24 protein-coding genes and 1 tRNA gene are annotated in these 25,881 nt (G+C 63.6%); 13 read left to right on the top strand and 12 right to left on the bottom strand.

Annotated elements, in window-relative coordinates; all coding sequences use genetic code 11:
* Position 1 precedes the first annotated feature (1 nt).
* From CR105_RS16255 to CR105_RS16225, 7 genes are read right to left on the bottom strand one after another with little or no spacing between them, the layout of a single operon-like run.
* A complete protein-coding gene (locus CR105_RS16255) occupies positions 2–1,075 on the bottom strand; it encodes a branched-chain amino acid ABC transporter permease (RefSeq protein WP_099790033.1) in 1,074 nt (357 codons plus the stop codon).
* 8 nt (positions 1,076–1,083) lie between these two features.
* On the bottom strand, positions 1,084–2,130 hold the full coding sequence (locus CR105_RS16250; RefSeq protein WP_099790031.1) for a branched-chain amino acid ABC transporter permease: 1,047 nt from the start codon (positions 2,128–2,130) through the stop codon (positions 1,084–1,086).
* A 10-nt stretch (positions 2,131–2,140) separates the two neighbouring features.
* Positions 2,141–2,866, bottom strand: a complete 726-nt coding sequence (locus tag CR105_RS16245; protein WP_099790029.1) for an ABC transporter ATP-binding protein — start codon at positions 2,864–2,866, stop codon at positions 2,141–2,143.
* Positions 2,859–3,635 carry an ABC transporter ATP-binding protein gene (locus CR105_RS16240; protein WP_099790027.1) on the bottom strand — a complete coding sequence of 259 codons (777 nt, stop codon included), beginning with the start codon at positions 3,633–3,635 and terminating at the stop codon, positions 2,859–2,861. The genes CR105_RS16245 and CR105_RS16240 overlap by 8 nt, the downstream gene beginning before the upstream one ends.
* A gap of 1 nt (position 3,636) precedes the next feature.
* Entirely contained in the window at positions 3,637–4,824 is a 1,188-nt protein-coding gene (locus tag CR105_RS16235) for a substrate-binding domain-containing protein (RefSeq protein ID WP_099790025.1), read from the bottom strand.
* A 14-nt stretch (positions 4,825–4,838) separates the two neighbouring features.
* Positions 4,839–5,600 carry a 3-oxoacyl-ACP reductase FabG gene (gene fabG, locus CR105_RS16230; RefSeq protein WP_307189635.1) on the bottom strand — a complete coding sequence of 254 codons (762 nt, stop codon included), beginning with the start codon at positions 5,598–5,600 and terminating at the stop codon, positions 4,839–4,841.
* Positions 5,597–6,469: an alpha/beta fold hydrolase gene (locus CR105_RS16225; protein WP_099790023.1), complete on the bottom strand. Its 873-nt coding sequence runs from the start codon at positions 6,467–6,469 to the stop codon at positions 5,597–5,599. The genes fabG and CR105_RS16225 overlap by 4 nt, the downstream gene beginning before the upstream one ends.
* A 209-nt stretch (positions 6,470–6,678) precedes the next feature.
* Between CR105_RS16225 and CR105_RS16220 the strand changes: the two genes are divergently transcribed.
* Positions 6,679–7,620 (top strand): LysR family transcriptional regulator, encoded by a 942-nt coding sequence (locus CR105_RS16220; RefSeq protein WP_099790021.1) that lies wholly within the window; start codon positions 6,679–6,681, stop codon positions 7,618–7,620.
* Between the two features lie 98 nt (positions 7,621–7,718).
* Here CR105_RS16220 and CR105_RS16215 read toward each other — a convergent pair whose 3' ends face one another.
* Together CR105_RS16215 and CR105_RS16210 are read right to left on the bottom strand one after the other, a co-directional pair.
* Complete coding sequence (locus CR105_RS16215) at positions 7,719–10,055, bottom strand: TonB-dependent receptor (RefSeq protein WP_099790019.1); 2,337 nt, start codon at positions 10,053–10,055, stop codon at positions 7,719–7,721.
* A gap of 310 nt (positions 10,056–10,365) precedes the next feature.
* Positions 10,366–11,499: a GNAT family N-acetyltransferase gene (locus CR105_RS16210; protein ID WP_099790017.1), complete on the bottom strand. Its 1,134-nt coding sequence runs from the start codon at positions 11,497–11,499 to the stop codon at positions 10,366–10,368.
* Positions 11,500–11,532: 33 nt separating this feature from the next.
* Here CR105_RS16210 and CR105_RS16205 point away from each other — a divergent pair, with 33 nt between their 5' ends.
* Both CR105_RS16205 and CR105_RS16200 read left to right on the top strand, forming a co-directional pair.
* The gene (locus CR105_RS16205; RefSeq protein ID WP_099790015.1) at positions 11,533–13,146 is read left to right on the top strand and encodes an NAD+ synthase; all 1,614 of its coding nucleotides are present in this window, start codon (positions 11,533–11,535) and stop codon (positions 13,144–13,146) included.
* 17 nt (positions 13,147–13,163) lie between these two features.
* Positions 13,164–13,502 carry a P-II family nitrogen regulator gene (locus CR105_RS16200; protein WP_099790013.1) on the top strand — a complete coding sequence of 113 codons (339 nt, stop codon included), beginning with the start codon at positions 13,164–13,166 and terminating at the stop codon, positions 13,500–13,502.
* A gap of 107 nt (positions 13,503–13,609) precedes the next feature.
* Here CR105_RS16200 and CR105_RS16195 read toward each other — a convergent pair whose 3' ends face one another.
* The 3 genes from CR105_RS16195 to trxB form a co-directional block, all read right to left on the bottom strand.
* A complete protein-coding gene (locus tag CR105_RS16195; RefSeq protein ID WP_099790011.1) occupies positions 13,610–14,215 on the bottom strand; it encodes a trimeric intracellular cation channel family protein in 606 nt (201 codons plus the stop codon).
* A gap of 148 nt (positions 14,216–14,363) precedes the next feature.
* Entirely contained in the window at positions 14,364–15,026 is a 663-nt protein-coding gene (locus CR105_RS16190) for a Smr/MutS family protein (protein ID WP_099790009.1), read from the bottom strand.
* 8 nt (positions 15,027–15,034) lie between these two features.
* Positions 15,035–15,991 (bottom strand): thioredoxin-disulfide reductase, encoded by a 957-nt coding sequence (gene trxB, locus CR105_RS16185; protein WP_099790007.1) that lies wholly within the window; start codon positions 15,989–15,991, stop codon positions 15,035–15,037.
* 196 nt (positions 15,992–16,187) lie between these two features.
* Between trxB and CR105_RS16180 the strand changes: the two genes are divergently transcribed.
* From CR105_RS16180 to CR105_RS28380, 10 genes are all read left to right on the top strand, one after another.
* Positions 16,188–18,545 carry a DNA translocase FtsK gene (locus CR105_RS16180; RefSeq protein WP_099790005.1) on the top strand — a complete coding sequence of 786 codons (2,358 nt, stop codon included), beginning with the start codon at positions 16,188–16,190 and terminating at the stop codon, positions 18,543–18,545.
* A gap of 16 nt (positions 18,546–18,561) precedes the next feature.
* Positions 18,562–19,197 carry an outer membrane lipoprotein chaperone LolA gene (gene lolA / locus CR105_RS16175; protein WP_099790003.1) on the top strand — a complete coding sequence of 212 codons (636 nt, stop codon included), beginning with the start codon at positions 18,562–18,564 and terminating at the stop codon, positions 19,195–19,197.
* A gap of 9 nt (positions 19,198–19,206) precedes the next feature.
* The gene (locus CR105_RS16170) at positions 19,207–19,581 is read left to right on the top strand and encodes an energy transducer TonB (RefSeq protein WP_099790001.1); all 375 of its coding nucleotides are present in this window, start codon (positions 19,207–19,209) and stop codon (positions 19,579–19,581) included.
* 174 nt (positions 19,582–19,755) lie between these two features.
* Positions 19,756–21,057 carry a replication-associated recombination protein A gene (locus tag CR105_RS16165; protein ID WP_099789999.1) on the top strand — a complete coding sequence of 434 codons (1,302 nt, stop codon included), beginning with the start codon at positions 19,756–19,758 and terminating at the stop codon, positions 21,055–21,057.
* A 328-nt stretch (positions 21,058–21,385) separates the two neighbouring features.
* Positions 21,386–21,592 (top strand): hypothetical protein, encoded by a 207-nt coding sequence (locus tag CR105_RS16160; protein WP_099789997.1) that lies wholly within the window; start codon positions 21,386–21,388, stop codon positions 21,590–21,592.
* Positions 21,593–21,732: 140 nt separating this feature from the next.
* On the top strand, positions 21,733–23,028 hold the full coding sequence (gene serS, locus CR105_RS16155; protein WP_099789995.1) for a serine--tRNA ligase: 1,296 nt from the start codon (positions 21,733–21,735) through the stop codon (positions 23,026–23,028).
* 123 nt (positions 23,029–23,151) lie between these two features.
* Positions 23,152–23,241: transfer RNA gene (locus tag CR105_RS16150), tRNA-Ser, on the top strand.
* A gap of 214 nt (positions 23,242–23,455) precedes the next feature.
* Positions 23,456–23,851 (top strand): hypothetical protein, encoded by a 396-nt coding sequence (locus CR105_RS16145; protein WP_131021738.1) that lies wholly within the window; start codon positions 23,456–23,458, stop codon positions 23,849–23,851.
* Positions 23,852–23,888: 37 nt separating this feature from the next.
* Positions 23,889–24,278: an HIRAN domain-containing protein gene (locus CR105_RS16140; RefSeq protein WP_099789991.1), complete on the top strand. Its 390-nt coding sequence runs from the start codon at positions 23,889–23,891 to the stop codon at positions 24,276–24,278.
* A 442-nt stretch (positions 24,279–24,720) separates the two neighbouring features.
* Complete coding sequence (locus CR105_RS28380) at positions 24,721–25,041, top strand: hypothetical protein (RefSeq protein WP_099789989.1); 321 nt, start codon at positions 24,721–24,723, stop codon at positions 25,039–25,041.
* The last annotated feature ends 840 nt before the right edge of the window (positions 25,042–25,881 follow it).

Below are 25,881 nucleotides of genomic sequence, written 5' to 3'. Positions count from 1 at the left end.
GTCAATGCTGCGCCGTCTGCCCGCGCAGCTTACCCACGATCCCGGCCGGGAAGAAATAAATCGACAGCACAAACAGCACACCCAGCCACAGCATCCAGCGGTCCGGATGCAGCGCCTCGGCCAGCAGCGGGATGCCAGCCAGCGATGAGGCGCCGTCGGCCATCAGCGTCTTCAGGTAGTTCTGCGCGATGATGAACAGCGTGGCGCCAACCACCGCGCCGTACATCGTGCCCATGCCGCCGATGACGACGATCAGCAAAATGTCGGTCATCACCTCGAACCCGAGCATGGTCTTGGGGCCGACATAGCGCAGCCACAGCGCCATCAACGCGCCGGCCATTGCCGCCACCAGCGCCGCCAGCACGTTGGCCCAGATCCGGTACAGCACCGTGCGATAGCCCAGCGCCTCGGCGCGGAATTCGTTTTCGCGAATCGCCTGCAGCACGCGGCCAAACGGCGAATTCACCAGCCGCAGCATGAACAGGAACAGCAGCAGGCAACCGATGAAGACGATGTAATAGGTGATCACTTTGCCGTCGATCGCGCGACCGAAGATCTCGTTTTCGATCAGCTTGAAGCCGGGCGAGAGCAGCTCCGGCGCGCTGAAGGTCTTGCCGTCTTCGCCGCCGGTAAAGTCCGACAGTTGCGACGCCAGCACGGCAAACGACGACGCCACGGCCAAGGTGATCATGGCGTAGAAGATAGCCCGCACGCGCAGCGCAAACAGGCCCACCACCAGCGCGAGCGCGATCGTCAGCAGCAGCGCCAGCACAAGGCCCACCAACGCGCCGGTCCACGTCGGGCCGGCGCTGGCCAGCCCAATGCCGACGCCGTAGGCGCCGATCCCGAAGAACATCGTGTGCGCGAACGAGACGATGCCAGTGTACCCGAGCAGCAGATCGTACGAAGCGACCAGCACGATGTAGATGCAGATCGTGGCGGCAGTGTTGAGCGGACGGGCGCCGGAGGTCAGGAACGGGGCCAGCGCCAGGCCGAGGAACACGGCCAGCAGCAGCGCGCCGAGCACGCGGCTGCGCGGCAGGTCGCCGGAGAAAATACGAGTCAGTAAAGTCATTGTGGATCCTAGCGCCTTGCGTTGGAAAACAGGCCGGCCGGGCGCCACATCAGCACGGCGATCATCAGCACGATGTTCGATACCAGCGCCACCTTCGGCGCCAGGAAGCCGGCGTAGTTGGCGGCCAGCGCCATCAAGAGCGCGCCGATGAAGCAGCCGCCCACCGATCCGAGCCCGCCGATGATGATGACGATGAAAACGGACACCATGATCTCGCTGCCCATCGACGCCGTCAGCGTCTCCTTGTACAGCCCCCACATCACGCCGCCGAGGCCCGCCAGCGCGGAGCCGGCGGCGAACACCATCACGAACAGGCGCCGCACGCGGTAGCCGAGCGCCTCGACCATCTCGCGGTTCTCGACGCCGGCGCGAATCAGCAGGCCGATCTTGGTGCGGTTCAGTACCAGGAACATGGCGGCAAATACGATCAGGCCGACCACCACCGCCACCAGCCGGTATTTTTCGACCGCGGCGTCGCCCAGCACGATCGCGCCGCGCAGGCTTTCCGGCAGCGGCAGCGGAATCTGCTCGGCGCCCCAGATCACGTTGATCAGCTGTTCGGCGACGATCATGCCGCCCATCGTGATCAGGATCTGCTTGAGGTGCTGGCCGTACACCGGCTTGATGATGATGCGCTCGAACGCCCAACCCAGCACGCCGGTGACCAGCATCGCCACCAGGATCGCCAGTCCAAGCACGCCAAGGTTGAGCGGCAGCGAATCGACTTCGAGCATGCCCCGCATCGGCAGCAGCACCATCGTGGCGGCGTAGGCGCCGACGGCGACGAAAGCGCCGTGGCCGAAATTGAGCACGTCCATCAGGCCGAACACCAGGGTCAAGCCGCTGGCCATGATAAAGATCATCATGCCCATCGCGAGACCGGCGACGGTGAGCGTGATCCAGGTCGGGAAGCTGCCGACCAGCGGCAGCATGGCCAGCATCAGCGCCGGCACCAGCAGCAGCGGCGCGATGTCGCGCTTGGCCGCCGGCAGCACGGCGTCAGGTGCGGCGGGCAGCCGCACTTCGGTCACGGCGGGAGGAACGAGGGTGGTCATGTTGACGGTCCTATTGGTGGGAGTCGAGCGAGAGCCCGAGCAGGCGCTGTTGCAGGTCCAGGTCGTCGACCAGGTCGCGCATGGCGCCGGCGTGCACGACACGGCCGTCGTCCATCACGGCGACCGAATCGCCCAGCGACTTGACGAAGCTGAAGTTCTGTTCGACCAGCAGGATGGTGGTGTCGGTGTCCTTCAGTTCGCGGAAGGCGGCGATCAGGCTCTGGATGATGGCCGGCGCCAGGCCCTTGGTCGGCTCGTCGACCAGCAGCAGCTTGCGCGGCTCGACGATGGCGCGCGCGATCGCCACCATCTGCTTCTGGCCGCCCGACAGGTTACCGGCCGGGTAATTCCAGAATTTCTTCAGCGCCGGAAAAAAGCCGAAGATCCATTCGACCCGGGCGTCGTCGAGCGGGCCATTGCGCGCGGCCAGCAGCATGTTCTCGCGCACCGTCAATTCGGAAAACACCGCCATCGATTCGGGCACGTAGGCGATGCCCAGTTGCGCGATGTCGGGCGTGGCCATCTTGCCGATCTCGCGGCCGTCAAAACGCACGCTGCCGGCGCTGGCCTGCCACAGCCCCATGATGGTGCGCAGCGTCGTCGTCTTGCCGGCGCCGTTACGGCCCAGCAGCACCGACAGGCCGCCGCGCGGCACCACCAGGTCGACGCCTTGCAGGATGTGGTACTGGCCGATGTGCGTGTGCACGCCGGACAGCGTCAGGAGAGGTTCATGCATGTTCGGGTGTTCCAAGATAGGCTTCCTGTACGATCTGCGAGGCCATGACTTCGACCGGATTGCCGTCGGCGACCAGGGTGCCGTTGTGCAGCACGATGATGCGGTCGGCCAGCTTGCGCACGACGTCCATCTTGTGCTCGACGAGCAGGATGGTCTTGTTGCGCTCGGCCTTGACCTGGTGGATCAGGTCGAGCACCACCGGCACCTCGTCGACGCTCATGCCGGCGGTCGGCTCGTCGAACATCATCACGTCCGGTTCGAGCGCCAGCAAAATCGCCACCTCCAGCTTGCGCTTGTCGCCATGCGACAGCGCCGCCACCTTGGTGTCGCGCCGAGCGCCGAGCGCCACGCGCTCGAGGTAATGGCCGGCGCGCTCGATCAGTTCCTTGTGGCCGAACCACATCGAGAACATGTTCATGCCGATGCCGGCATGGCTCTGCACGGCCAGCCGCACGTTTTCCAGTACCGACAGGTTGGGGAACAGGTTGGTCAGCTGGAAGGCGCGGCCGATGCCGAGCCGGGTGCGATGCGCCGCGCCCGAGCCGGTGATGTCCTTGCCGTGCAGGTGCACGCTGCCCGACGTCGCCGGCAGTTGCCCCGACATCAGGTTGAAGTAGGTGGTCTTGCCGGCGCCGTTCGGGCCGACGATCACCGTCAGCGTGCCGGGGTAGAAATCGGCCGTAACCTGGTTGACCGCGACGTGGCCGCCGAAGCGGATGGTCAGGTCGCGCGTCGACAAGGATGGCACGAGCGTGCTGCTGGCGCCCATGTCAGCGCTTGTTCCGCACCGGCACCGGCATTTCGCTGGCCGGGATCTCGCGCACCAGTTCGAGCAGGTCCCACTCGCTCTTTTGCTGCTTCTTGATGCGGAAGTGGTACATCGACTGGATCGCCTGGTGGTCTTCCTTGCGGAAGCTCATCTTGCCTTTTGGCGTCTCGAACTCCATGCCTTCCATTGCCGCCACCAGCTTTTCGCTGTCGCCGGAACCGGCACGGGTCAACGCGGTGACGACCGCGCTGGCCGCGGCGAAGCCGCCGGCGGTGAACATGTCTGGCGGCGCCTTGTAGCGCTTGGTGTGCTCGGCCACCAGCCAGTCGTTCATCTTGTTCTTCGGGAAGGCGTAGTAGTAATAGATCGTCCCTTCGGTGCCGCCGAAGTTTTTCCACGTCTTCAGCACCGGCAGGATGTTCCCGTTCGGCGCCAGCGTGATGCCGTAGCGCTCGGGCTTCATGTCGGCGATCTTGTTCATCGGGTGCGGGCCGGCCCAGACGATCGACAGCACGCGCGGCTGCGGCTTGTCCTTGAGCGCGTCGAACAATCGCTGCGCCGACGCGGTGAAGTCGGTCGCGGTCTGCGGCGCGTATTCTTCATGGACCACGTTGGTCTTGCGGCCGGCCGCCGCCAGCGCTACCTTCGCCGCCTTCACGCCGTCGCGGCCAAATGCGTAGTCCTGCGCCAGGAATGCGTAGCTGCCGGCCGGCGAGACAGCGGCTGCGGCGGCTGCATCCTGCGTCGAATTGCGCGCGGTGCGGAAAATGTAGCGGTTCCATTTGTCGCCGGTGATGGCATCGGCCACCGCCGGCTCGACGATCAGCACCTTCTTGTATTCGAGCGCCACCGGCAGCATCGCGATGGCCGAGCCGGACGAGCTGGTGCCGACCGCGATGTCGACCTTGTCGTCGCCGTACGCTTCGGCCAGCAGGGTGCGGCCCAGGTCAGGCTTGCTCTGGTCGTCCTTGACGATGACCTTCAGCTTGCGGCCATTGATCTCCATCTTCCCGCCGGTCAGGTACTCAAGGCCCATCATGAAGCCGGTCTCGGTCTCCTTGGCGTAAGCTTCCAGCACGCCGGTCTTGCCGGCGATGAGGGCGACCTTCAGGTCCTGGGCGGATGCGGCGGCCGGCGCGAAGGCGGCGGCAACGAGCACGGGAAGCAGCAGGGGAATCAGTTTTTTCATAGCGTTTGTCTCCGTCAAAGTGTCAGCCCGCCCGTAACTTCGAGCGTGGCACCATTAATGTAGCTTGCTTCGGCCGACAGCAGGAAAACGGCTGCCGCCGCGATCTCGCGCGGTTGTCCCATCCGCTTTTGCGGGATCTGCGCCACCATCTCCTCGATGACCCGCGCCGGCATCTTCGCCAGTATCGGCGTTTCGATGAAGCCGGGGCAGATCGCATTGCTGCGCACGCCCTTGCGACCGAGCTCGCGCGCCCACGTCTTGCTCATGCCCAGCACGCCGGCCTTGGCGGCGGCGTAATTGGTCTGGCCATAGTTGCCCGACATGCCGACGATCGACGAGATGTTGACGATCGAGCCGGCACTGGCGAGCAGCGCCTCGACGCTGGCGCGGGTGCAGTTAAACACACCTTTGAGGTTGATGTCGATGACGCGGTCCCACTGCGCTTCGCTCATCTTCGATATCTGCGCATCGGCGACGACGCCGGCGTTGTTGACCAGCCCATCGATGCGGCCAAAGCGCGCCAGCGTCGCCTTCACCGCGTCGTGCACCGCCGCCAGGTCGGCGACGTCGACGATGAAGCCGGCGATCTGCGCGCGCGGATTACGGTCGCCAATCCGTTCGAGCGCGCCGGCAATCGCGTCGGCCTGGTTGTCCCACACCGCCACGGCGGCGCCGGCGTCGGCGCAGCGCTCGGCGATCGCCAGGCCAATGCCTTGCGCGGCGCCGGTGACGATGATCACCTTGCCGCACAGGTTCATGGCGCCGGCGTTGTTCAATCTACGCTCCCGAGAAACTCGCGCAGCGCCGCCAGCGCCTGCGGCTCGTTGAGCATCGGCGCGTGGCCGACGTCGGCCACTTCGGCGTACGCCATCATCGGCGCCGCCGCCCGCATCATCGACACCTGTTCCTGCTCGACCAGGTCGGACAGGGCGCCGCGAATGAGCAGGGTAGGGCGCTTGTGCGCCAGCCGGCGAAAGGCGAAGCGCGCCGTCATCGACGACGGTTTGAGTTTGCCGGTGCGGATGCCGATGGCGATGCCCGGGTCGTAGCGCATGCCGAGCTGGCCGGACGCGGTCTCGGCGAACGCGCGGCGCGCCCACTTGTCCCAGTCGTGCTCCGTGTTGGCGGGGAAGGCCACTTCGTTTATGCCGCGCATGTAGGCGGCGGCGTCGTCCCAGCTGGCGACCGGTTCGGCATTGCCGGCGTAGCCGGCGATGCGCTGCAGGCCACGGCCCGACAGCGCGGGACCGACGTCGTTGAGCACCGCGGCGGCGATCAGGCGCAGACGGCGCAGCGCCAGCGTCATCGTGATCAGGCCGCCCATCGAGGTGCCGATGAAGACCGCGCGCTCGATGCCCAGGTCGTGCGCCAGCTTGATGATGTCGCCGGCGTAGACCGCCAGGTTGTAGTTGGCCGGATTCGGATCGTAGGCCGAGTTGCCGCGGCCGCGCACGTCGACGGCCAGCACGCGCCGACCCTGCGCGGCGATCCATGGCGCCAGCTCGTCGAAGTCGGCCGAATTACGCGTCAGCCCGTGGATGCAGATGACCGGCAGGCGTGCCGGCCCGCTGGCCGGCGCGTAGTCGCGTGCGTACAGGCGCAGGCCGTCGTCGCTGGTAAAGCTGGTTTCGCTGAAAGTGGCCACGTCCGTCCCGTATATTTTTTTGGAATCCTGATTGCCGTGCAGTGTGCGCCAAAAGCCTCTTGTTCGTAAGATAAGACGGTGAACACCCTTTGTGCATTTATGCACAACGCCGGCCTGGCAGCGCCAAAGCGGCCCGTCTTGCGGTGCATTTGCGCGCGGTTTGATGAATGAATTGCCATTTCAATGCGCACTGATGCACAATGTCTCGCATGAAAACCTTGCCTGAGTGGACAGATCTGCGTTTCTTTCTCGAGCTGGCGCGCGCCGGCACCTTGTCCGGCGCCTCGCGCGGGCTCGAGGTCGAGCACACCACCGTGGCGCGCCGCATCGACCGCCTCGAGACGCAGCTCGGCACGACGCTGTTCGATCGCTCGCGCGAAGGCTACGAGCTGACCGAAATGGGCCAGGCGCTGCTGCCGCACGCCGAAGTGATGGAGAGCGCGGCGCTGGCCGCGCAAGACCAGCTAAGCGGCAACCAGGTCGAAGTGCGCGGCGTGGTGCGCCTCGGCGTGCCGGAGGTGCTTGGCGTACGCGTCATCACGCCGCTGCTGGCGCGCTTCCTGACCGAGCATCCGGACCTGTCGATCGACCTGCTGGTGCAGCCGCGCTTCGCCAACCTGGCCAACCGCGAGGCCGACCTCGGCGTCACGCTCGATGCGCCCAACACGGGCCGCTACATGGTCACGCGCCTGGCGTCGTTCCGGCTGTATTTATACGGCTCGCCCGATTACCTGGCGCGCCATCGGCCGATCGAGCGGCAGTCGGACCTGGCCGAACACGATTTCGTCGACTACGTGCAGGACCGGCTGGCCAGCAACGAACTCAATTTCCTCGACGCGCTCGGCTTCACGCCGCGCCGCCGCCTGTGCTGCACCGGCATGATGGCGCAGGCCGAAGCCGCCGCCGCCGGGCTCGGGCTGATGATGGCGCCGCCGTACGTGGTTCCGGATGACGGCCGGCTGGTGCCGATCCTGCAGGACGTGGTGTTCGCCGAGCGCGCCTACTGGATGGTGGCGCCGGTCGACCTGTATCGCCTGCCGCGCGTGCGCGCCGTGTGGAACCTGCTGCGCGAATATGCCGACGCGCAGCCGGAGCTGTTCGTCCATGCCGGCGGCACGGCGCTGACGTCGCCGCGACTGCGCAAAGCCTGAACTTCGGCCGATATCTGCGGTCTGACCATAGGTCAGACCAGTAATCGAAAAAGGGCGCCGCATTCACATGCGGCGCCCTTTGGTTTGATGCGGCTAGCTTAGAACTTGTAGCCGAGCGTCAGGCGCACGGTGCGCGGGTCGCCGTAGAACGTGGTGACGGTGTTGAAGAAGCCGGAGAAGTTGTAGCCGGCGACCTTGTAGCGCTTGTCGAGCAGGTTGCGGCCATGCAGGCCCACTTGCAGCTTGCGGTCGCTGCTGGTCCACACCAGGCCCGCATCCCACAGCGAGTAGCCGGCCTGCGCCAGCATCAGGTTCGACGGCACGGTGGCGTCGAGCGCCGGGGTGGAGCCGGTGCGCGCGAACTCGGTCTGGTAGACCATGCTCTTGTACGAGACGCTGTTGATCAACGACAGGGTGCCGGAGCGGCCCATCAGAGGCATGCCCCAGTCGTACGTGGCGGTGATGTTGGCGGCGTGCTTCGGCGTGTTCTGGAACTCGGCCTGCGCGGCGACGTTGATCAGCGCGGTGCCGGCGGCGTTCGGGACGATCCACTCGCTGTACTTGGCATCGATGTAGCTGTACATGCCGCTGATATTGAGCTGGCTGGTCACATGCGACACTGCCTCGAGCTCGAAGCCCTTGATCTTGGCCTTGCCGGCATTGCTCAGCGAACCGGCGAAGCCGTTGACGTTGCCGGCCGCGTCGTACGTCGGCACCGAGCCCGGGATCTGCACGTTCTTGTAGTCCGTGTAGAACACCGCGGCGTTGGTCTGCAGGCGGCCACCATTCATGCTCGACTTGATGCCCAGCTCGAACGCGGTGACTTCTTCCGGATTGACGCCTTTGCGCTTGGCCAGCGAGCCGGGCGTGTTCGGGTTGCCGGCCAGGTCCATGCGCGGGTCGAACATGCCGCCCTTGAAGCCTTGCGAGGCGGTGCCGTAGAGGTTGTGCTCCGGCGCGAATTTCCAGCCGAAGCCCAGCTTTGGCGTGAACTTGGTGTCGGTGCGGTGCAGATCACTCTTGCCCATGTCGGTGTTGGCGACGCCGCCGACGGCTGCCGGGTTGCCCAGCGTTGGCGAGCCGGTCAGGCCGACGTAGTTCTTCTTGAAGATGCGCGCGTTGCGCTCGTCGTCGGTGTAGCGGCCGCCGATGTTGACGTTGAAGGTGTCGGTGACGTTGTAGCTGACGTCGGCGAATGCGGCCCAGGTCTTCGAGTCGATGTCGTCGAGGGTGTACAGCGACAGGCCGCCGGCGGCGTTGTACAGCACGTCGAATTCGTTAAAGGCGTTCGACTTCATCCAGAACACGCCGGCCACGCCCTGGAACTTCGAGCCGGTGTAGGTGAACTGGAATTCCTGGCTGGTCTGGTCGTCCGAGTAGATGGTCGGCGCTTCAAACAGCGGCGTTGGCAGCGAATCGAAATCGATCGGCGCGTAGGTCTTCGACTTGCGGTAGGCGGTGACGGACTTGAACGACAAGGTCGGGTTGATCTGGTACTCGCCCATCAGCGACGTGCCCTGGACGATGACTTGCTGCGCGTGGCCGTTGACAGCGTTCAGGTTCGAACGGGTGTCATAGTCGCCGGCGAGCGGCGGCAGGTTGGTCGGTGCGGGGCCGGCGGTGAGGCGGTAGCCTTGTTTTGGATTCGAGTCGTCGACCGTGCGGTCGGTCGCCAGGCGGATGAACAGGTCGCTGTTGGGCGTCAGTTCCACGCTCAGGCGGCCGGCGACGACTTCCTTGTTGTAGTTCTCGGCGCCGGTGATGACGTTCTTGCCGAAGCCGTCGCGGTTGAAGGTGGCGATGGTGCCGCCGACGCGCAGCATCTCGCTGACCGGGGTGCTCGCCTTCAGGACCAGGTCCTTCTGGCCGTAGCTGCCGATGGTAGCCTTGGCGTCGAGCGTGGTCTTCGGCGCCAGTTTGCGGGTGACGTACTTGATGGCGCCGCCGATGGTGTTGCGGCCGTACAGCGTGCCTTGCGGGCCGCGCAGCACTTCGATGCGTTCGAGGTCGTAGATGTCGGTCAGCGCGCCTTGCGGGCGGACCAGGTAGATGTCGTCGAGGTAGATGCCGACGCCTTGCTCGTAGCCGGCGACCGGGTCCTGCTGGCCGACGCCGCGGATAAACGCCGTCAGCGTGGTGTTGGTGCCGCGCGAGCTTTTCAGCGTGGTGCCGGGAACCATGTCGGCCAGCGCGGCGATGTCGGGGATGGCCTGCTTTTCGAGCTGGGCGCCGGAGATGGCGGTGACCGCGCCAGGCACGTCCTGAATCAGCTCGGCGCGGCGGCGCGCGGTGACGACGACTTTTTCGATCTCGCCGCTGGCGCTCTGGCCGCCGGTAGTCTGCGCGTATGCCGTGCTCCATGACACGGCCGGGATCGCCATGATCAGCGCGACCGAGCGACGCAGCACCGTCTTCTGTTTATTCGTCATACGCATTACAGTCTCCTTCAGGGTTATTTTATGTTTTGTTATTGCGGCTTATTCACAATGCAACAGAGTGTGCCCGGTTTGGCAGTTCATTAATAGCCAGCGGCTTGCAAGGCCTGTGTGCAAAATTGCACAACATGGGGCCGGAAAGGGCTTTTTCGCAGGGAAGCAGTGGGGAAGCGGAGGGTGTTCGTAGTTCTGACAGGGTGGGCGCGAGCGTAGCGAAGCCGCAACGGTTTGCTCGATTGCTCGCTAAAACCGTCGTCGCGTGGCCATTGGCGAAACCGACTTCCGACGGATGTCGGCACGACGGTTTAATTCAACCACGGAAGGGGTTGCGGTCGGTCAGTTCGTCGATGTAGTCGTCGATGCCGCCGGCTTCCTGCTCGAGGAAGCGCTCGATGGCGTCGGCAAAGGCGGGATGGGCCAGCCAGTGCGCCGACCAGGTCTTGGTCGGCAGGAAGCCGCGCGCCATCTTGTGTTCGCCCTGGGCGCCACCTTCGAAGACGGCGATGCCTTGCTCGATGCAAAATTCCAGCGGCTGATAATAGGCCGTCTCGAAATGCAGGCAGGGCACGCGTTCGAGCTCGCCCCAGTAGCGGCCAAACAATGTGTCGGCCGAGTGGATCACCAGCGAGGCGGCGATCGGCTCGCCCGCGCGCTCGGCGATCACCAGCAGGATGTTGTCGGGCATGTCGCGGCCGATGCGGCGGAAAAAATCCAGGTTCAGGTAGGGCGTCGAGCGGTGCGCCGCGTAGGTGTGCTGGTAGCAGCGATTGAACAATCGCCAGTCGGCATCGAGGGCGTCGCGCCCGCGCACCCGCCGCAGGGTGACGCCGGCCTCGCGCACCTTGCGTCGTTCGGCGCGGATGTTCTTGCGCTTTTTCTGTTCCAGCGTGGCGAGGAAGGCGTCGAAATCGGCGTAGCCGGCGTTAAGCCAGTGGAACTGCACGCCGCTGCGCAGCATGAAGCCGGCGTCGGCCAGCTGCTGGGTCTGGTCCTCGGGCGGATACAGGATGTGGGTGGACGACACGCCGGATGCTTTCTGGGTGGCGCGCAGCACCTTCAGCAAGGCGGCGCGCGCGGTGGCGTCGACCGCCATCAGGCGCGGGCCGGTCACCGGGGTGAAGGGGATGGCCGACAGCAGCTTCGGGTAGTAGTCGAGGCCGTTGCGGTGATAGGCGTCGGCCCAGGCCCAGTCGAACACGTACTCGCCGTACGAGTGCGCCTTGACGTACAGCGGCATGGCGGCGGCCAGCGTGTCGCCGTCGTACAGCGCGATGAACTGCGGCTGCCAGCCCGACTCGGCGCTGGCGCTGCCGGACTCGTGCAGCGCGTGCAGGAAGGCGTACGACAGGAAAGGGTTGCCGCGCGGCTGCGCCATGGCCAGCTGATCCCATGCGCCCTGGCCGATGTCGGATAGGGAAGAAACGATATGCGTGCGATAATTCATTATCCAAATTCGGTGTGATCAGGTTTTACCGTTATGACAGTCAAAGTAGCTATCGTTCAGATGAACAGCACCGTCGGCGACCTCGCCGGCAACCGCGAGCGCATCCTCGACCATGCACGCCGCGCGGCCGCCGGCGGCGCCGACATCGTGCTCACGCCCGAGATGTCGCTGGTCGGTTACCCGCCTGAAGATCTGCTGCTGCGCAATGCATTCTACGCAAAAACCCAGGAAACGTTGGTGGGGCTGGCCGCCGACCTGGCCGCCTTCCCCGGACTGCACGTCATCGTCGGCCATCCGACTACCGACGGCAAGGCGCGCTACAACGCCGCGTCGGTACTGCTCAACGGCGCCGTGTTCGCCACCTACCGCAAGCACGACCTGCCGAATACCACCGTGTTCGACGAGAAACGCTACTTCACCTCGCGCGACGAGCCGCTGGTGTTTGCCGTCAAGGGCGTGCGCTTTGGCCTGAACATCTGCGAAGACACCTGGTTCCCGCACGCGCCGCAGCGCGCCAAGGCGGCCGGCGCCGAAGTGCTGCTGGTGCCGAACGGCTCGCCGTACCACATGAACAAGCAGGACCTGCGCTACGAGACGATGCGCCAGAACGTCAGCGTGCTGGGCATGTCGCTGGTGTACGCCAACCTGGTCGGCGGCCAGGACGAGCTGATCTTCGACGGCCACTCGTTCGTGATGGACCAGGAAGGCGAGCTGCGCGTGCAGCTCAAGCATTTCGAGGAAGACCTGTGCATCGTCGAATTCGACGGCGCGCGGCCGGTGCCGCAGCCGCTGCCGGCGGTGTTGCCGCTCGAAGGGCAGGTCTACAAGGCGCTGGTGCTGGGCGTGCACGACTACATCGGCAAGAACGGCTTTCCGGGCGTGCTGATCGGCATGTCGGGCGGCGTCGATTCGGCGCTGACGCTGGCGATCGCCGTCGACGCGCTGGGCGCCGACAAGGTGCGCGCCATCATGATGCCGTCGCAATACACCGCCGACATCTCGTGGATCGATTCGCGCGAGATGGTCGGGCGCCTCGGCGTGCGCTACGACGAGATCCCGATCCAGGCCACGTTCGACGCTTTCCGCGCCACGCTGGCGAGCGAATTTGCCGGCCTGAAGGAAGACGCGACGGAAGAAAACATCCAGGCGCGCATCCGCGGCACCTTGCTGATGGCGCTGTCGAACAAGCACGGCAGCATCGTCCTCACGACCGGCAACAAGAGCGAGATGGCGGTCGGCTACTGCACGCTGTATGGCGACATGGCCGGCGGCTTCGCCGTCATCAAGGATATCGCCAAGACGCTGGTGTACCGGCTGTGCGACTGGCGCAATGCGCAGTCGGACGTCATTCCGCAGCGCATCCTCACGCGCGGGCCGTCGGCCGAGCTGCGCGAGAACCAGCTCGACCAGGATTCGCTGCCGCCGTACGAGATCCTCGACGGCATCATGCGGATGTACATGGAAGAGAACCATTCGATCGCCGAGATCGTCGCGGCCGGCTATCCGGCGGCCGACGTGGCGCGCGTGACGCGGCTCATCAAGATCAACGAATACAAGCGGCGCCAGTCGCCGGTCGGCATCCGCGTCACGCACCGCGGCTTTGGGCGCGACTGGCGCTACCCGATCACGTCCAAGTTTTATGAGTAATTAAAGGGGAGTTAGCGATGAAACAGATTACCTGTGTGATCAAGCCGTTCAAGCTGGACGAGGTGCGCGAGGCGCTGGCCGACGTCAACGTGACGGGCCTGACGGTGACGGAAGTGAAAGGGTTTGGCCGCCAGAAGGGCCACACCGAGCTGTACCGCGGCGCCGAGTACGTCGTCGATTTCCTGCCGAAGGTGAAGATCGAAGTGGTGGTCGACGACAGTATGACCGACCAGGTGGTGGACGCCATCATCAAGGCAGCGCGCACCGGCAAGATCGGTGACGGCAAGATTTTCGTGCAGGACGTGCAGCAGGTGATCCGGATCCGCACCGGCGAGACCGGCCCGGAAGCGGTGTAAGTCACGTCAAACGCTGGTGTCAGGTCTGACATTCGAACACGGGCTCGACTGTCTCAATATCGGTAGCGCTGGGGCCGTGTCCGAATGTCAGACCTGACACCGGTACTTCAGCGGCCCAGGCGCATGTCGAATTTCCAGCTGACCAGGCGCAGCACGACGATGAACGTCGCGCTCGACCAGAGCGCGAAGTCGTGCGGCAGTTCGGACATGCGCATCAGCAGGAACATCCAGCTGCCGAGGAAGGCGCAGATCGCGTAGGGTTTGCCGTCCCGGAACACCATCGGCACTTCGTTGCAGACGATGTCGCGCAGCACGCCCCCAAAAATTCCCGTGATTACTCCCATCATCGAGGCGATGAAGATCGGCATCTGCGCGTCCAGCGCGGCGGCCACGCCGGCGATCGAGAACAGGCCAAGGCCGATGGCGTCGGCGATGACGATCAGGCGCTCGGAGACGATCTGGCGCAAGGTGCGGATCAGCGGCGAGGCGACCAGGGCCAGCACGAAGATCAGGATCGCGTATTCCTGGTGGATGACCCAGAACAGCGGCCGGCGATCGAGCAGGATGTCGCGCAGCGTACCGCCGCCGAACGCGGTGATGAAGGCAACCGTGAACACGCCCACCAGGTCCATCCGCTTGCGCCGCGCTTCGATGAAGCCGGAGAACGCGCCGACCAGGATCGCCATGATTTCGATGAACTTAATGAGGGTCATGCGGTGCGTGCTTGTGGAGAATGTTGACAGCCTATCATGCAGGCACGTAAACATGCAAAACGGATGAGGTGGTCACCGTGAGAGTCGTGGCGGCTATACCGGGGCCCGACCCCGTGAGGTCAGGCCTCAGACCTGGCTGACGCGGCGCTCAGCGGTCCAGCGCGGGCTTGAGCAGCACGATCAGGGCGCCGTGGCCGCCGTCCTTTTTGTTGGCCACGCAGAAGGCGACGACGACGTCCTTTTGCACCAGCCAGCTGTGCACCATTGAACGCAGCACCGGCTCGCCGCCGGCCGAGCCGTAGCCCTTGCCGTGGATGACGCGCACGCAGCGCAGCCCACGCTTCATCGCGCGCCCCAGGAAGTCGCCCACCTGGTCGCGCGCAATCTCGCGGTTCATGCCGTGCAAATCGAGTTCGTCCTGCACCGGCCAATGCCGCTTGCGCAACTTGCGCACCACGTCGGCCCCCACGCCAGGCGCCGAATAGCTCAAGGTCGGATCGTCGTCGAGCAAGCCGTCGACATCGAACTGGTCCGACAGCGATTCGCGCATCACGGCGGCGTTGTCTTCTTCCGCCGTGCGCGGCTTGCCGGCGGCGCCGCGCACCGGAATGGCCGCCATCGGCGCCACATAACGGTCCGACTTGGGAATCGGCTTGACGTCCTTGATGGCGCCATGGAACACGTTAGCCTCTTCCTTGGCCTGGCGTTCGCGTTTCGCGCGCTCGGCCTTTTCAAGCGCGCGCGCGTGTTCCTGCTCCTTGAGCGTCTCGCGCAAGGCTTTCAGGTCGGCGAAGTCTTTCAGTCCAGCCATGGCAACGATCAGTCTTCCAGTGCTTCCAGGTAGCGCTGGGCGTCGAGCGCGGCCATGCAGCCGGTGCCGGCGCTGGTGATCGCCTGGCGATAGATGTGATCTTGCACGTCGCCGGCGGCAAACACGCCCGGGATGTTGGTCGCCGTGGCCATGCCTTCGAGACCGGTGCGGGTCTTGATGTAGCCGTTGTGCATGTCGAGCTGGCCTTCGAAAATGCCGGTGTTGGGCTTGTGGCCGATCGCCACGAACACGCCGTGCACCGCCATTGGCGTGACTTCGCCGGTCTCGGTCGACTTGATGTTGATGCCGGTAACGCCGCTGGCGTCGCCGGTCACTTCGTCCAGCGTGTGGTTGTACTTGATGACGATCTTGCCTTCGGCTGCCTTGGCGTTGAGGCGGTCGATCAGGATTGCCTCGGCGCGGAACTTGTCGCGGCGGTGGATGATCGTGACCTTGGTGGCGATGTTCGACAGATACAGCGCTTCCTCGACAGCGGTGTTACCGCCGCCGATGACCGCCACTTCCTGGCCGCGATAGAAAAAGCCGTCGCAGGTGGCGCAGGCGGACACGCCCTTGCCCATGAACGCTTCTTCCGACGGCAGGCCGAGGTACTGGGCCGAGGCGCCGGTCGAGATGATCAGCGAATCGCAGGTGAACTCGTGCATGTCGCCCAGCAGGCGAATCGGCGTTTCGTTCAGGAACGCGGTGTGGATGTGGTCGAACACGATGTCGGTCTTGAAGCGCTCGGCATGCTGCAGCAAGCGCTGCATCAGGTCCGGACCCTGCACGCCCATCGGGTCGCCTGGCCAGTTTTCGACGTCGGTGGTGGTCATCAGCTGGCCGCCTTGCTCGACGCCGGTCACCATCATCGGGTTCAGGTTGGCGCGCGCGGCGTAGACGGCGGCGCTGTAGCCGGCAGGCCCGGAACCGAGAATCAGGACTTTGGCGTGTTTGGTAGTGGTCATGGAGAGCTTCTGGTCGTGTGTGTATGTAGGGAAATTGGGGCCGTTCTCTGGAACATCAAGGCCGGCGCCGACTCCGCGATTATAGACGAAGCCGGCAACGATGATGCGGGCAGGCATGAATGATGGGCCTGCCGAACAATATATGGCTTAGAATGAGCGCATCGTATTTTCAGCAGCGAAAACGCCCGTATCAAGTATGACAAAGACCAGCCAACAACCGACAAATTCCAGCTACACCCGCAATCCCACGGTTCGGCAGCCGCTGCCGAACCGCCTCGTGCGCCTGTTGTCCGAGGCGCGCTGGATCGCGCTGGCGGTGCTGTGCCTGTACCTGGTCATCATCTTGCTGTCCTATAACAAGGGCGATCCAGGCTGGTCGCACGACGTCGTCGTCAATAAGGTGTCGAACCTGGGCGGGCGGGCCGGCGCCTGGCTGGCCGACCTGATGCTGTTCATTTTCGGCTTCTCGGCCTGGTGGTGGGTGGTGTGCGTCCTGCGCCTGGTGTGGAAGGATTACCGCGCGCTGACCCAGAAGTTCGTCATGGAAGCGCAGTTCGATCCCGAGCACCAGCACGAGGCGGTGATCCGCTGGACCGGCTTTGTGCTGCTGGTCATCGGCAGCCTGGGCCTGGAATACCTGCGCATGTACTCGCTGCAGGTGCAATTGCCGCGCGCGCCGGGCGGCGTGCTCGGCCAGCTGATCGGCCAGGGGGCGCTATCGTTCGGCTTCACCGGCGCCACCTTGCTGCTGTTGCTGCTGTTCGGCATCGGCCTGTCGCTGTTCTTCCATATTTCGTGGCTGGCCGTGGCCGAGCGCATCGGCGAATATATCGAGATGACGATCGACTGGTTCCGGCTGCGCTACCAGGACCGCGAAGACCGCAAGCAGGGTGAAGTGGCCGCCGTCAAGCGCGACGAGGTAGTCGTCATCGAACGCGCCAAGCATGTCGAGAAGCATATCGATTCGCCGCCGGTGAAGATCGAGCCGCACGCGGCGCCCGTCATCGTCAAGTCCGAACGCGTCGAGAAAGAAAAGCAGGCGCCGCTGTTCCGCGACCTGCCGGGCGACTCGCCGCTGCCGCCGCTGTCGTTACTCGATGAGGCCGCCGAATACCAGGAAACGGTGTCGGTCGAGACGCTCGAATTTACCAGCCGCCTGATCGAGAAGAAGCTGTCGGACTTCGGCGTCGATGCCAAGGTCGTGGCCGCCTTCCCGGGTCCGGTCGTGACCCGCTACGAGATCGAGCCGGCCACCGGCGTCAAGGGCAGCCAGATCGTCGGCCTCGCGCGCGACCTGGCCCGTTCGCTGTCACTCACGTCCTTGCGGGTAGTCGAGACCATCCCCGGCAAGAATTACATGGCGCTCGAGCTGCCGAACCCGAAGCGCCAGATCGTGCGCCTGACCGAAATCGTCGGCTCGAAGATCTACAACGACAGCCCGTCGAGCCTGACAATCGCGCTCGGCAAGGACATCGCCGGCAAGCCGGTCATCGCCGACCTGGCCAAGATGCCGCACCTGCTGGTGGCCGGCACGACCGGTTCGGGCAAGTCGGTCGGCATCAACGCGACCATCTTGTCGCTGCTGTACAAGTCGGACCCGGCCGATGTGCGGCTGATCCTGATCGACCCGAAGATGCTGGAAATGTCGGTCTACGAAGGCATTCCGCACCTGCTGGCGCCGGTGGTGACCGACATGCGCCAGGCCGGCCACGCGCTGAACTGGGCGGTCAACGAGATGGAGCGCCGCTACAAGCTGATGAGCAAGCTCGGCGTGCGTAACCTGGCCGGCTACAACGCCAAGATCGCCGACGCCGCCAAGCGCGAGGAGCACATCCCGAATCCGTTCTCCTTGACGCCGGATTCGCCGGAGCCGCTCGAGAAGCTGCCGACCATCGTCATCATCATCGACGAGCTGGCCGACCTGATGATGGTCGTCGGCAAAAAGGTCGAGGAGCTGATCGCCCGCATCGCGCAAAAGGCGCGCGCCGCCGGCCTGCACCTGATCCTGGCGACGCAGCGGCCGTCGGTCGACGTCATCACCGGCCTGATCAAGGCGAACATTCCGACCCGCATCGCGTTCCAGGTGTCCTCGAAGATCGACTCGCGCACCATTCTCGACCAGATGGGCGCCGAAGCGCTGCTCGGCATGGGCGACATGCTGTACATGCCGCCGGGCACAGGATTGCCGGTGCGGGTGCACGGCGCCTTCGTTTCCGACGAAGAAGTGCATCGAGTTGTAAAACATTTACTGCAAACGGGCGAACCGAACTACATTGATGGCATTCTCGAAGGCGGTACGCTCGAGGGTGAAGGCGGCGCCGATGGCGCGCCGGCAGGCGAGGGCGGCGGCGAGGCCGATGCGCTGTACGACCAGGCGGTCCAGGTGGTGCTGAAGAACCGGCGCGCCTCGATCTCGCTGGTGCAGCGACACTTGCGGATTGGCTACAACCGCGCCGCACGCCTGCTTGAGCAAATGGAAAACAGCGGCGTGGTGTCGTCCATGCAGTCGAACGGCAACCGGGAAATCCTGGTGCCGGCCGCCAGCGCCGAGTAACGATACAAGGAAATCAATGAGCTTCAAGAAAATCAATCTGGTCGCGGCGCTGTTTGCCGGCGTGCTGGCCGTCAGTGGCGCCGCGCAGGCGAGCGCGCTCGACCAGTTCAAGACGTTTGTGGCCGGCACCAAGGCCGCGCGCGGCGAATTTACCCAGCAGCAAATGAAGAAGGCCGAGAACAGCAAGACGTCGCCGCTGTCGTCGGGCACCTTCGTATTCGCCCGTCCCGGCAAGTTCATCTGGACTTACACGAAGCCCTACGAGCAGCTGCTGCAGGCCGATGGCGACAACCTGTACATCTATGACAAGGACCTGAACCAGGTCACGGTGAAGAAGCTGGGCAACGCGCTCGGTTCGTCGCCGGCCGCCATCCTGTTCGGCAGCAACGACCTGGAAAAGAACTTCACCTTGTCGGAAGCTGGCACGCGCAATGGCCTGGAGTGGCTTAATGCCGTACCGAAGGCGAAGGACAGCACGTTCGAGAAAATCAGCATTGGCCTGCGCAACGGCACGCCGGAAGCGATGGAATTGCACGACGCATTCGGCCAGACGTCGGTATTGTTGTTTAAAAAATTCGAAAAGAATCCGCCGCTGACGGCGCAGCAGTTCAAGTTCGTGACGCCGAAAGGCGCCGACATATTCAACAACTGATCGGACGATATGAACACCAAGAGCGTGTTTTTAGCGATGAATCTGGTGATGATGGTGCTGTCGGCCGGCGCCTTGCATGCGGCCGACGCCAGCCACGCGGCCAAGCCCTACGATTGCCCGGCGCCGGTGCTGCCGATCGCGGCGGTGAAGGGTAACCTGTCCGGCGACGTCACGCTGCAATATGTCGGCAACGCCAACGGGCGCTTCGCCGACATCCGCGTCCTCAAGAGCAGCGGCGCGAGCGCGCTCGACAAGGCCGCAATCATGGCACTGTCGCGCTGCAAGCTGCCGGTTCCCGCAGCCGGCGCCACGCCGCAACCGGGCACGATGGAGTTCAAGTTCGGACCGCAGGTGCAGGTCGGCGCCACATTGCCGCCGGCATAATCGCTCGTACCCATCTGTCCGGGGAACGCCGCGCCCGATTGCCGGTCTTACCTCCACGGGGCCGGCGCTCATCCGTTAAACTATCAGCACTTGTTTAACCGCCACCTCCAATGATGCCACTACGTTTGTCCAGCCCTGCGCCAGTGCGCCCCTGTTCGCCGCGGAGAAGCTCGCATGGATGATCTGTTCAAGAACGAGCCGTCGCCGCCGCTGGCCGAAGCGCTGCGCCCGCGCACCATCGAGGAAGTCATCGGCCAGAGCCACCTGCTCGGCCCCGGCAAGCCGCTGAACCTGGTGTTCAAGTCGGGCCGGCCCCATTCGATGATTCTGTGGGGCCCGCCAGGCGTGGGCAAGACGACGCTGGCGCGCCTGACCGCGTATGCGTTCGACTGCGAGTTCATCGCGCTGTCGGCGGTGCTGTCGGGCGTCAAGGACATCCGCGCCTCGATCGAGCAGGCCGAGCACTACCTGGCCGGCGGCAAGCACACCATCCTGTTCATCGACGAGATCCACCGCTTCAACAAGTCGCAGCAGGACGCGCTGCTGCCGTTCGTCGAATCGGGCCTGGTGACGCTGATTGGCGCGACCACCGAGAATCCATCGTTCGAGGTGAACTCGGCGCTGCTGTCGCGCTCGCAGGTGTACGTGCTGAAGGCGCTCACCGATGCCGAGCTGCTGCAACTGCTGGCGCGGGCGCAGGAACGCGTGCTCCAGCACCTGACGTTCGACGACGTCGCCATCGCCACCCTGATCGGTTATGCCGACGGCGACGCGCGCCGCTTCCTCAATCTGCTCGAGCAGACCAAGACGTCGGCCGAGACGTCCGGCATCACCCACATCACCGGCGAATTCGTCGACAACGCGCTGACGCTCAATTCGCGCCGGTTCGACAAGGGCGGCGACAATTTCTACGACCAGATATCGGCGCTGCACAAGTCGGTGCGCGGCTCGCACCCGGACGCGGCGCTGTACTGGCTGTGCCGCATGTTGGATGGCGGCGCCGACCCGCAATACCTGCTGCGCCGCATCGTGCGCATGGCGTGGGAAGACATCGGCATCGCCGATCCACGCGCGATCCAGATTGCCAACGATGCCGCCGCCACGTACGAGCGGCTCGGTTCGCCCGAAGGCGAGCTGGCGCTGGGGCAGGCGGTGATCTACCTGGCGATCGCGGCCAAGAGCAACGCCGGTTACAACGCCTACAACCGCGCCGTGGCATTCGTCAAGAAGGACAAGTCCCGCGAAGTGCCGGTGCACCTGCGCAATGCGCCGACCAAGTTGATGAAGGAACTCGGCTACGGCCACGAGTACCGCTACGCGCACGACGAGCCGAATGCATACGCGGCCGGCGAGACTTACCTGCCCGAGGGCATGGCCGAACCGAGCTGGTACGAGCCGGTGCCGCGCGGGATCGAAGCGAAGATTGCCGAAAAGCTGGCATGGCTGCGCAGCCTTGACCGCTCCGCCGCCGGTTGATTCCGCCTCGACCTTAAGCCTAAGATGTAACGTATGAACGTCGGGCTCGCCATTGGCGAGCCCGACTTCCCGGCGCAGGAGCCCCTATAACTTCTAAGCCGAGATGGCAGCAAACCTGCCTGCGCGGGCGGCATCTAGCGCTGACGGTGGGCTCTGCCCCGGGGCTTCTGCGCGTAACGCCCCGCGAACATCCCCCAAAACGCTTCCATGCCGCATTTTCAGCGGACTGTCCCGCGTTTTGTACGCTTCGTCGCAAGTCGCTGGAGAAGAGGAGGGCGAGTGGTTAAAGTTCAACCATACCAAACCACTTCACCACCAGGAGCACACCATGAAGATCATGAAAAATTTCGAAGCAGCCTTCGTCGCAGCAGCAGTTCTCGCCACGTTCGCCAGCTACGCCACCGCCAACGAATCGGCCCGCATCGCCAGCGCGCCAGTTGCCGCCTACACCGTCGCCGCCGACGCGCCGATGCAAGTGGTTGTCATCAAAGGCAAGCGCCTGACAGCAGCACAGAAAGCCCAGCTCGGCGCATAACGAAAGATTGATCGAGTAGTCGCGCAAAGATTCGCGCAAGCGCAACACCGCGATCGCGGCTGGGGAGCTCCCCGCCAAAGTTCGCTGGGAATGGCTGTCAACTTGGTACAATTGCGGTCTCGACAAACCGGCAATCCATAATGATAGACATTCAACTTCTCCGCAAAGACATTGACAATGTCGCCGCTCGCCTGGCAAGCCGCAAATTCGTCCTCGACGTGGCAGCATTCAACGCCCTCGAAGCCGAACGCAAGGCGATCCAGACCCGCACCGAAGACTTGCAGGCCAAGCGCAATGCGCTGTCCAAGCAGATCGGCATGCTCAAGGGCAAAGGCGAAGACACCGCCGGCGTGATGGCCGACGTCGCCGGACTCGGCGACGAGCTCAAGGCAAATGAAGCGTCGCTGTCGGAAGTGCAGGCCAGGCTGGCCGCCTTCATGGAATCGGTGCCGAACCTGCCGCACGAATCAGTGCCGGCCGGAGTCGATGAGACCGGTAACGTCGAGGTACGCAAGGTCGGCACGCCGCCGGTATTCGATTTCGAGGTCAAGGACCACGTCGACGTCGGCGCCCGACTGGGACTCGATTTTGAAGTTGCCACCAAGCTGACCGGTTCGCGCTTCTCGGTGATGAAGGGCGGCATCGCCCGCATGCACCGTGCTCTGGCCCAGTACATGCTCAACACCCACACCGGCGAGCACGGCTACACCGAATGCTATACGCCCTACATGGTCAACGCCGATTCGCTGCGCGGCACCGGCCAGCTGCCAAAATTTGAAGCCGACCTGTTCTCGGTGAAAAAAGGCGGCGCCGAGGGCGAGGGCGAAACGTTCTACTTGATCCCGACGTCGGAGGTAACGCTGACGAACATGGTGCGCGACGAAATCATCGCGCAGGGCGCCTTGCCGATCAAGCTGACCGCGCACACGCCGTGCTTCCGTTCGGAAGCGGGCAGCTACGGCCGCGACACCCGCGGCATGATCCGCCAGCACCAGTTCGACAAAGTGGAAATGGTGCAGGTCGTGCATCCCGACACCTCGTACGACGTGCTGGAAGAAATGGTCGGTCACGCCGAAACGATCCTCAAGGGTCTCGGCCTGCCGTACCGCGTGATGTCGCTGTGCACTGGCGACATGGGCTTTGGCGCCGCCAAGACGTACGACCTGGAAGTGTGGCTGCCGGCGCAGAACACCTACCGCGAAATTTCGTCGCTGTCGAACTGCGAAGCTTTCCAGTCACGTCGCATGCAGGCGCGCTTCCGCAACGTGCTGGGCAAGCCGGAACTGCTGCATACGCTCAACGGCTCCGGCTTGGCGGTGGGGCGCACGCTGGTGGCGGTGCTGGAGAACTACCAGCAGGCCGATGGCAGCGTGCTGATCCCGGCAGTGCTGCAGCCGTACATGGGCGGGCTGGAACGGCTGACGCCGGCTGGCTGAACACGGAAGAACGGCTGGGCCAGGGGCGTGTAAAGTTGCCCAAAAAAAGCTCTTCCGTTTTTCGACAGGTTTGCTATAATTCTGTCCTCGCAGCAGCAAGCGAGAACAGCAGGGCCCGGATCAGGAAAGGTGGCAGAGTGGCCGAATGCACCAGACTCGAAATCTGGCGTACGTTTAGGCGTACCGTGAGTTCGAATCTCACCCTTTCCGCCAGTAAGACGAAAAAGCCCCTATAGACGGGGCTTTTTCCATTTTCGTACCCACATTTCTACCCACGCCGCTATTTCTCACGTTCCGGCCGGCACCGCGCCCTCCAGCGCATCGGCACGCGAAGAACGCTGGACGTTACAATTCGATAGTCTTTTGCCATCTGATCCAACGTATCATCGCTACGCATGCGGCACTTTGCCGACACTAGGGGCGGGACATGAAAGCATTTGGATCAATTATTCTGGCGATCGGCTTGGCGTTAGGTGCCTACTCCATGACGATGAGCGTGGCTGTCGACGTGCCAGCGCAAGACTTCGGCTACGGCGTCAAAACGCCAGCCATGCAGGTCGCCAATATCGACCGAATAACGCAGCGCCAGAACGCGATGATCTTCTCCGGCATTCTGTCGGTCGTCGGCGCGATCCTGCTGGGGTTCGGGGCGATGGCGCCAAAGGTCTCGCCGCCGGTACTGCAGGCAGATACGCCACTGCCGACACTTGGACGCCGAGTGCCGGCCATTCCAACCCATGTATCGATTTGCCCGAAATGCCGGCATATGGGCGATGGCAACGCCACAGTCTGTGCGCGCTGCGAGTCGCAACTCAAAAAGTAAGGCGCAACGGCACGCCCGGAGCCCGGAAGGAGATGCAATGTCAAATGAAATCCCCCAAATCACCGGCCCAGGCAACTTCGATATCGAGGTTGTCGGCGAGGCCTTCTACCAAGATCAATTCCTAAAGGTCTGCGGCCCGAAGACGGTAGCCGGCTTCGATCTGGAAGTGCGCGCACACCTGCAACTGGAAAGCGACAACAAGTTCGACAGGCAGGCGGTTGCGGTGCTCCTCGGCGGCGGCAAGGTTGGGCACCTACCCAAGGACCTTGCGCGGGAGTTTCGCCGCGCAGTCAAGGCCGGCGGACTTTCAGCTTTTACCATGTTCGAGTGCGCAGGCCATGTGCGCGGCGGATGGGATAAGGGCGACGGGAATGCGGGGTACTTTGGAATCTGGTTGGATCTACCTGACGACGAGGACGACGAGTGAAGGTCCGTTGCGATGCGGCGCTGACCTCCACTTAGGCGCAGCGGCACGCCTGGATGCCGACTACGGCTTGCGGTCCGTCATGGTGCCGGCCTGCCGCAATGGTAGTGTAGGCGGGTCATGAGGCGTGGCACAGTGGAGTCCATCCACGTTCAGCAACATGCAAATTAGTCAAATTTGAGGTAGACTAGTGCTTACAGAGGTGTATGCTAGACAGATTAGAATTAACTTGGAATGGGGGGGCGTATGAGTGCCGCAAAGAAAAAGCTCGGAGCGAAGCCTACCTTGCACAAAAATAAACTTGTTAAACGATCCACGCCGACCTTCTCGTCAGTATTCGCGTCGGCTGTCGGCGGGGGCACTATTGGAAGTGTATTTGGCGTGCCGGGATTGCTTGTTGGAGCCGCAATTGGAGGGGGAATAGGAGCAATGATGCGCGACAAGCATGCTTGAGTTTGCTACTAGCCTACAAAAAGAGTTTGGAACGGCGGCCACTTATTTCGCGGTCGCCATTTTTTTGTCAACGACCCCGTTTTGTTTATACAAACGGCGCTGGCTAGATGTTGGTCCCGTTGTGATGTTATTGCTAACGTCCGCAGGTGTCGCGTCCGGCTTCAAGATAACGATGCTAACCATGTTCCTGCCCCTAGATCAACTAGGGGCGTTGGCTGACGATAAGCCGGCATTGATAGTCGGGGGACTTGCAACGCTCGTTTTATCCCTCAGGGAGGTCGTCAATAACTGGAGAAAAGTTACCGGCGTCTAAGTTGGTCGAAATTTCAGCCCGCCCCGAGCAGGTTTTTTACGCGCTTGACCGGCCGCCTTTCTCCGCATACTATCCACATCTACCCTGCGCTGCAAAAGCATCAGGCTGAAGTCCTCGCAAGAGGCCTTTGCACCCGGAGATTGCAATCCTGTGCAACGACAAATGGGGCCTACTTCGGTAGGCCCTTTGCTTTTGGAGAAGCCCCCCCCCCGGCCAGTGGGGCTTTTTCGCCCGAAATGGGCCTCGCGCATTCCACGGCAGGCCGACAGCGCCTAGCCCTCCAAACACTCCCTAGCCGCAGCCAGCAATCCGCGCCGGGCATTCATTGCGGACGGCCTACTGGCAAAATGTTATGCGGCCGCATGCGGGCACATCAGTCGGCATCCCCGTCGAAATACTCACTCAATCTCCCACGTATTCCGCGTTCGGCGCGACCCACCAGATCCTGGCAATCTTGCGCGCACGCGGCTGAATTTGCCCATCCTGGACCCACCGCAGCAGTGTGTTGGAGTGCGGCGCGTGCTCACCGAACATCAGTTCTGCCCAAACAGCAATCGGCACCAGGCGAGGCTGAGTGGTTTTATTTAAAGTTGGCTTAGGTTCGGGTAGCCTCGCGGCGCTTGGGCGCTCCGCTGGACCGACACGGACTTCGTGAGGGCCGTCATGCGGGAGCAGCGGCGTCACGAGAGTGGCCTTCCCGGCCCTTTGCGCGGTCCAATACCCCAACGGCGGCAATGGAATCGCGAGCGTCTTGCATGCACTCCTTAGCCGCGCTGAACTCATTCCAAGCCGCAAAGCGAGTTGACCAATGGGCGTTAGCCAAACTTCGCCATACAGCTT

It is taken from the genome of Massilia eurypsychrophila (assembly GCF_002760655.1).
Taxonomy (GTDB): domain Bacteria; phylum Pseudomonadota; class Gammaproteobacteria; order Burkholderiales; family Burkholderiaceae_D; genus JAFCUW01.
Note: the sequence above shows the minus strand (reverse complement) of the source record. Positions and strands in the feature narration are given on the sequence as shown.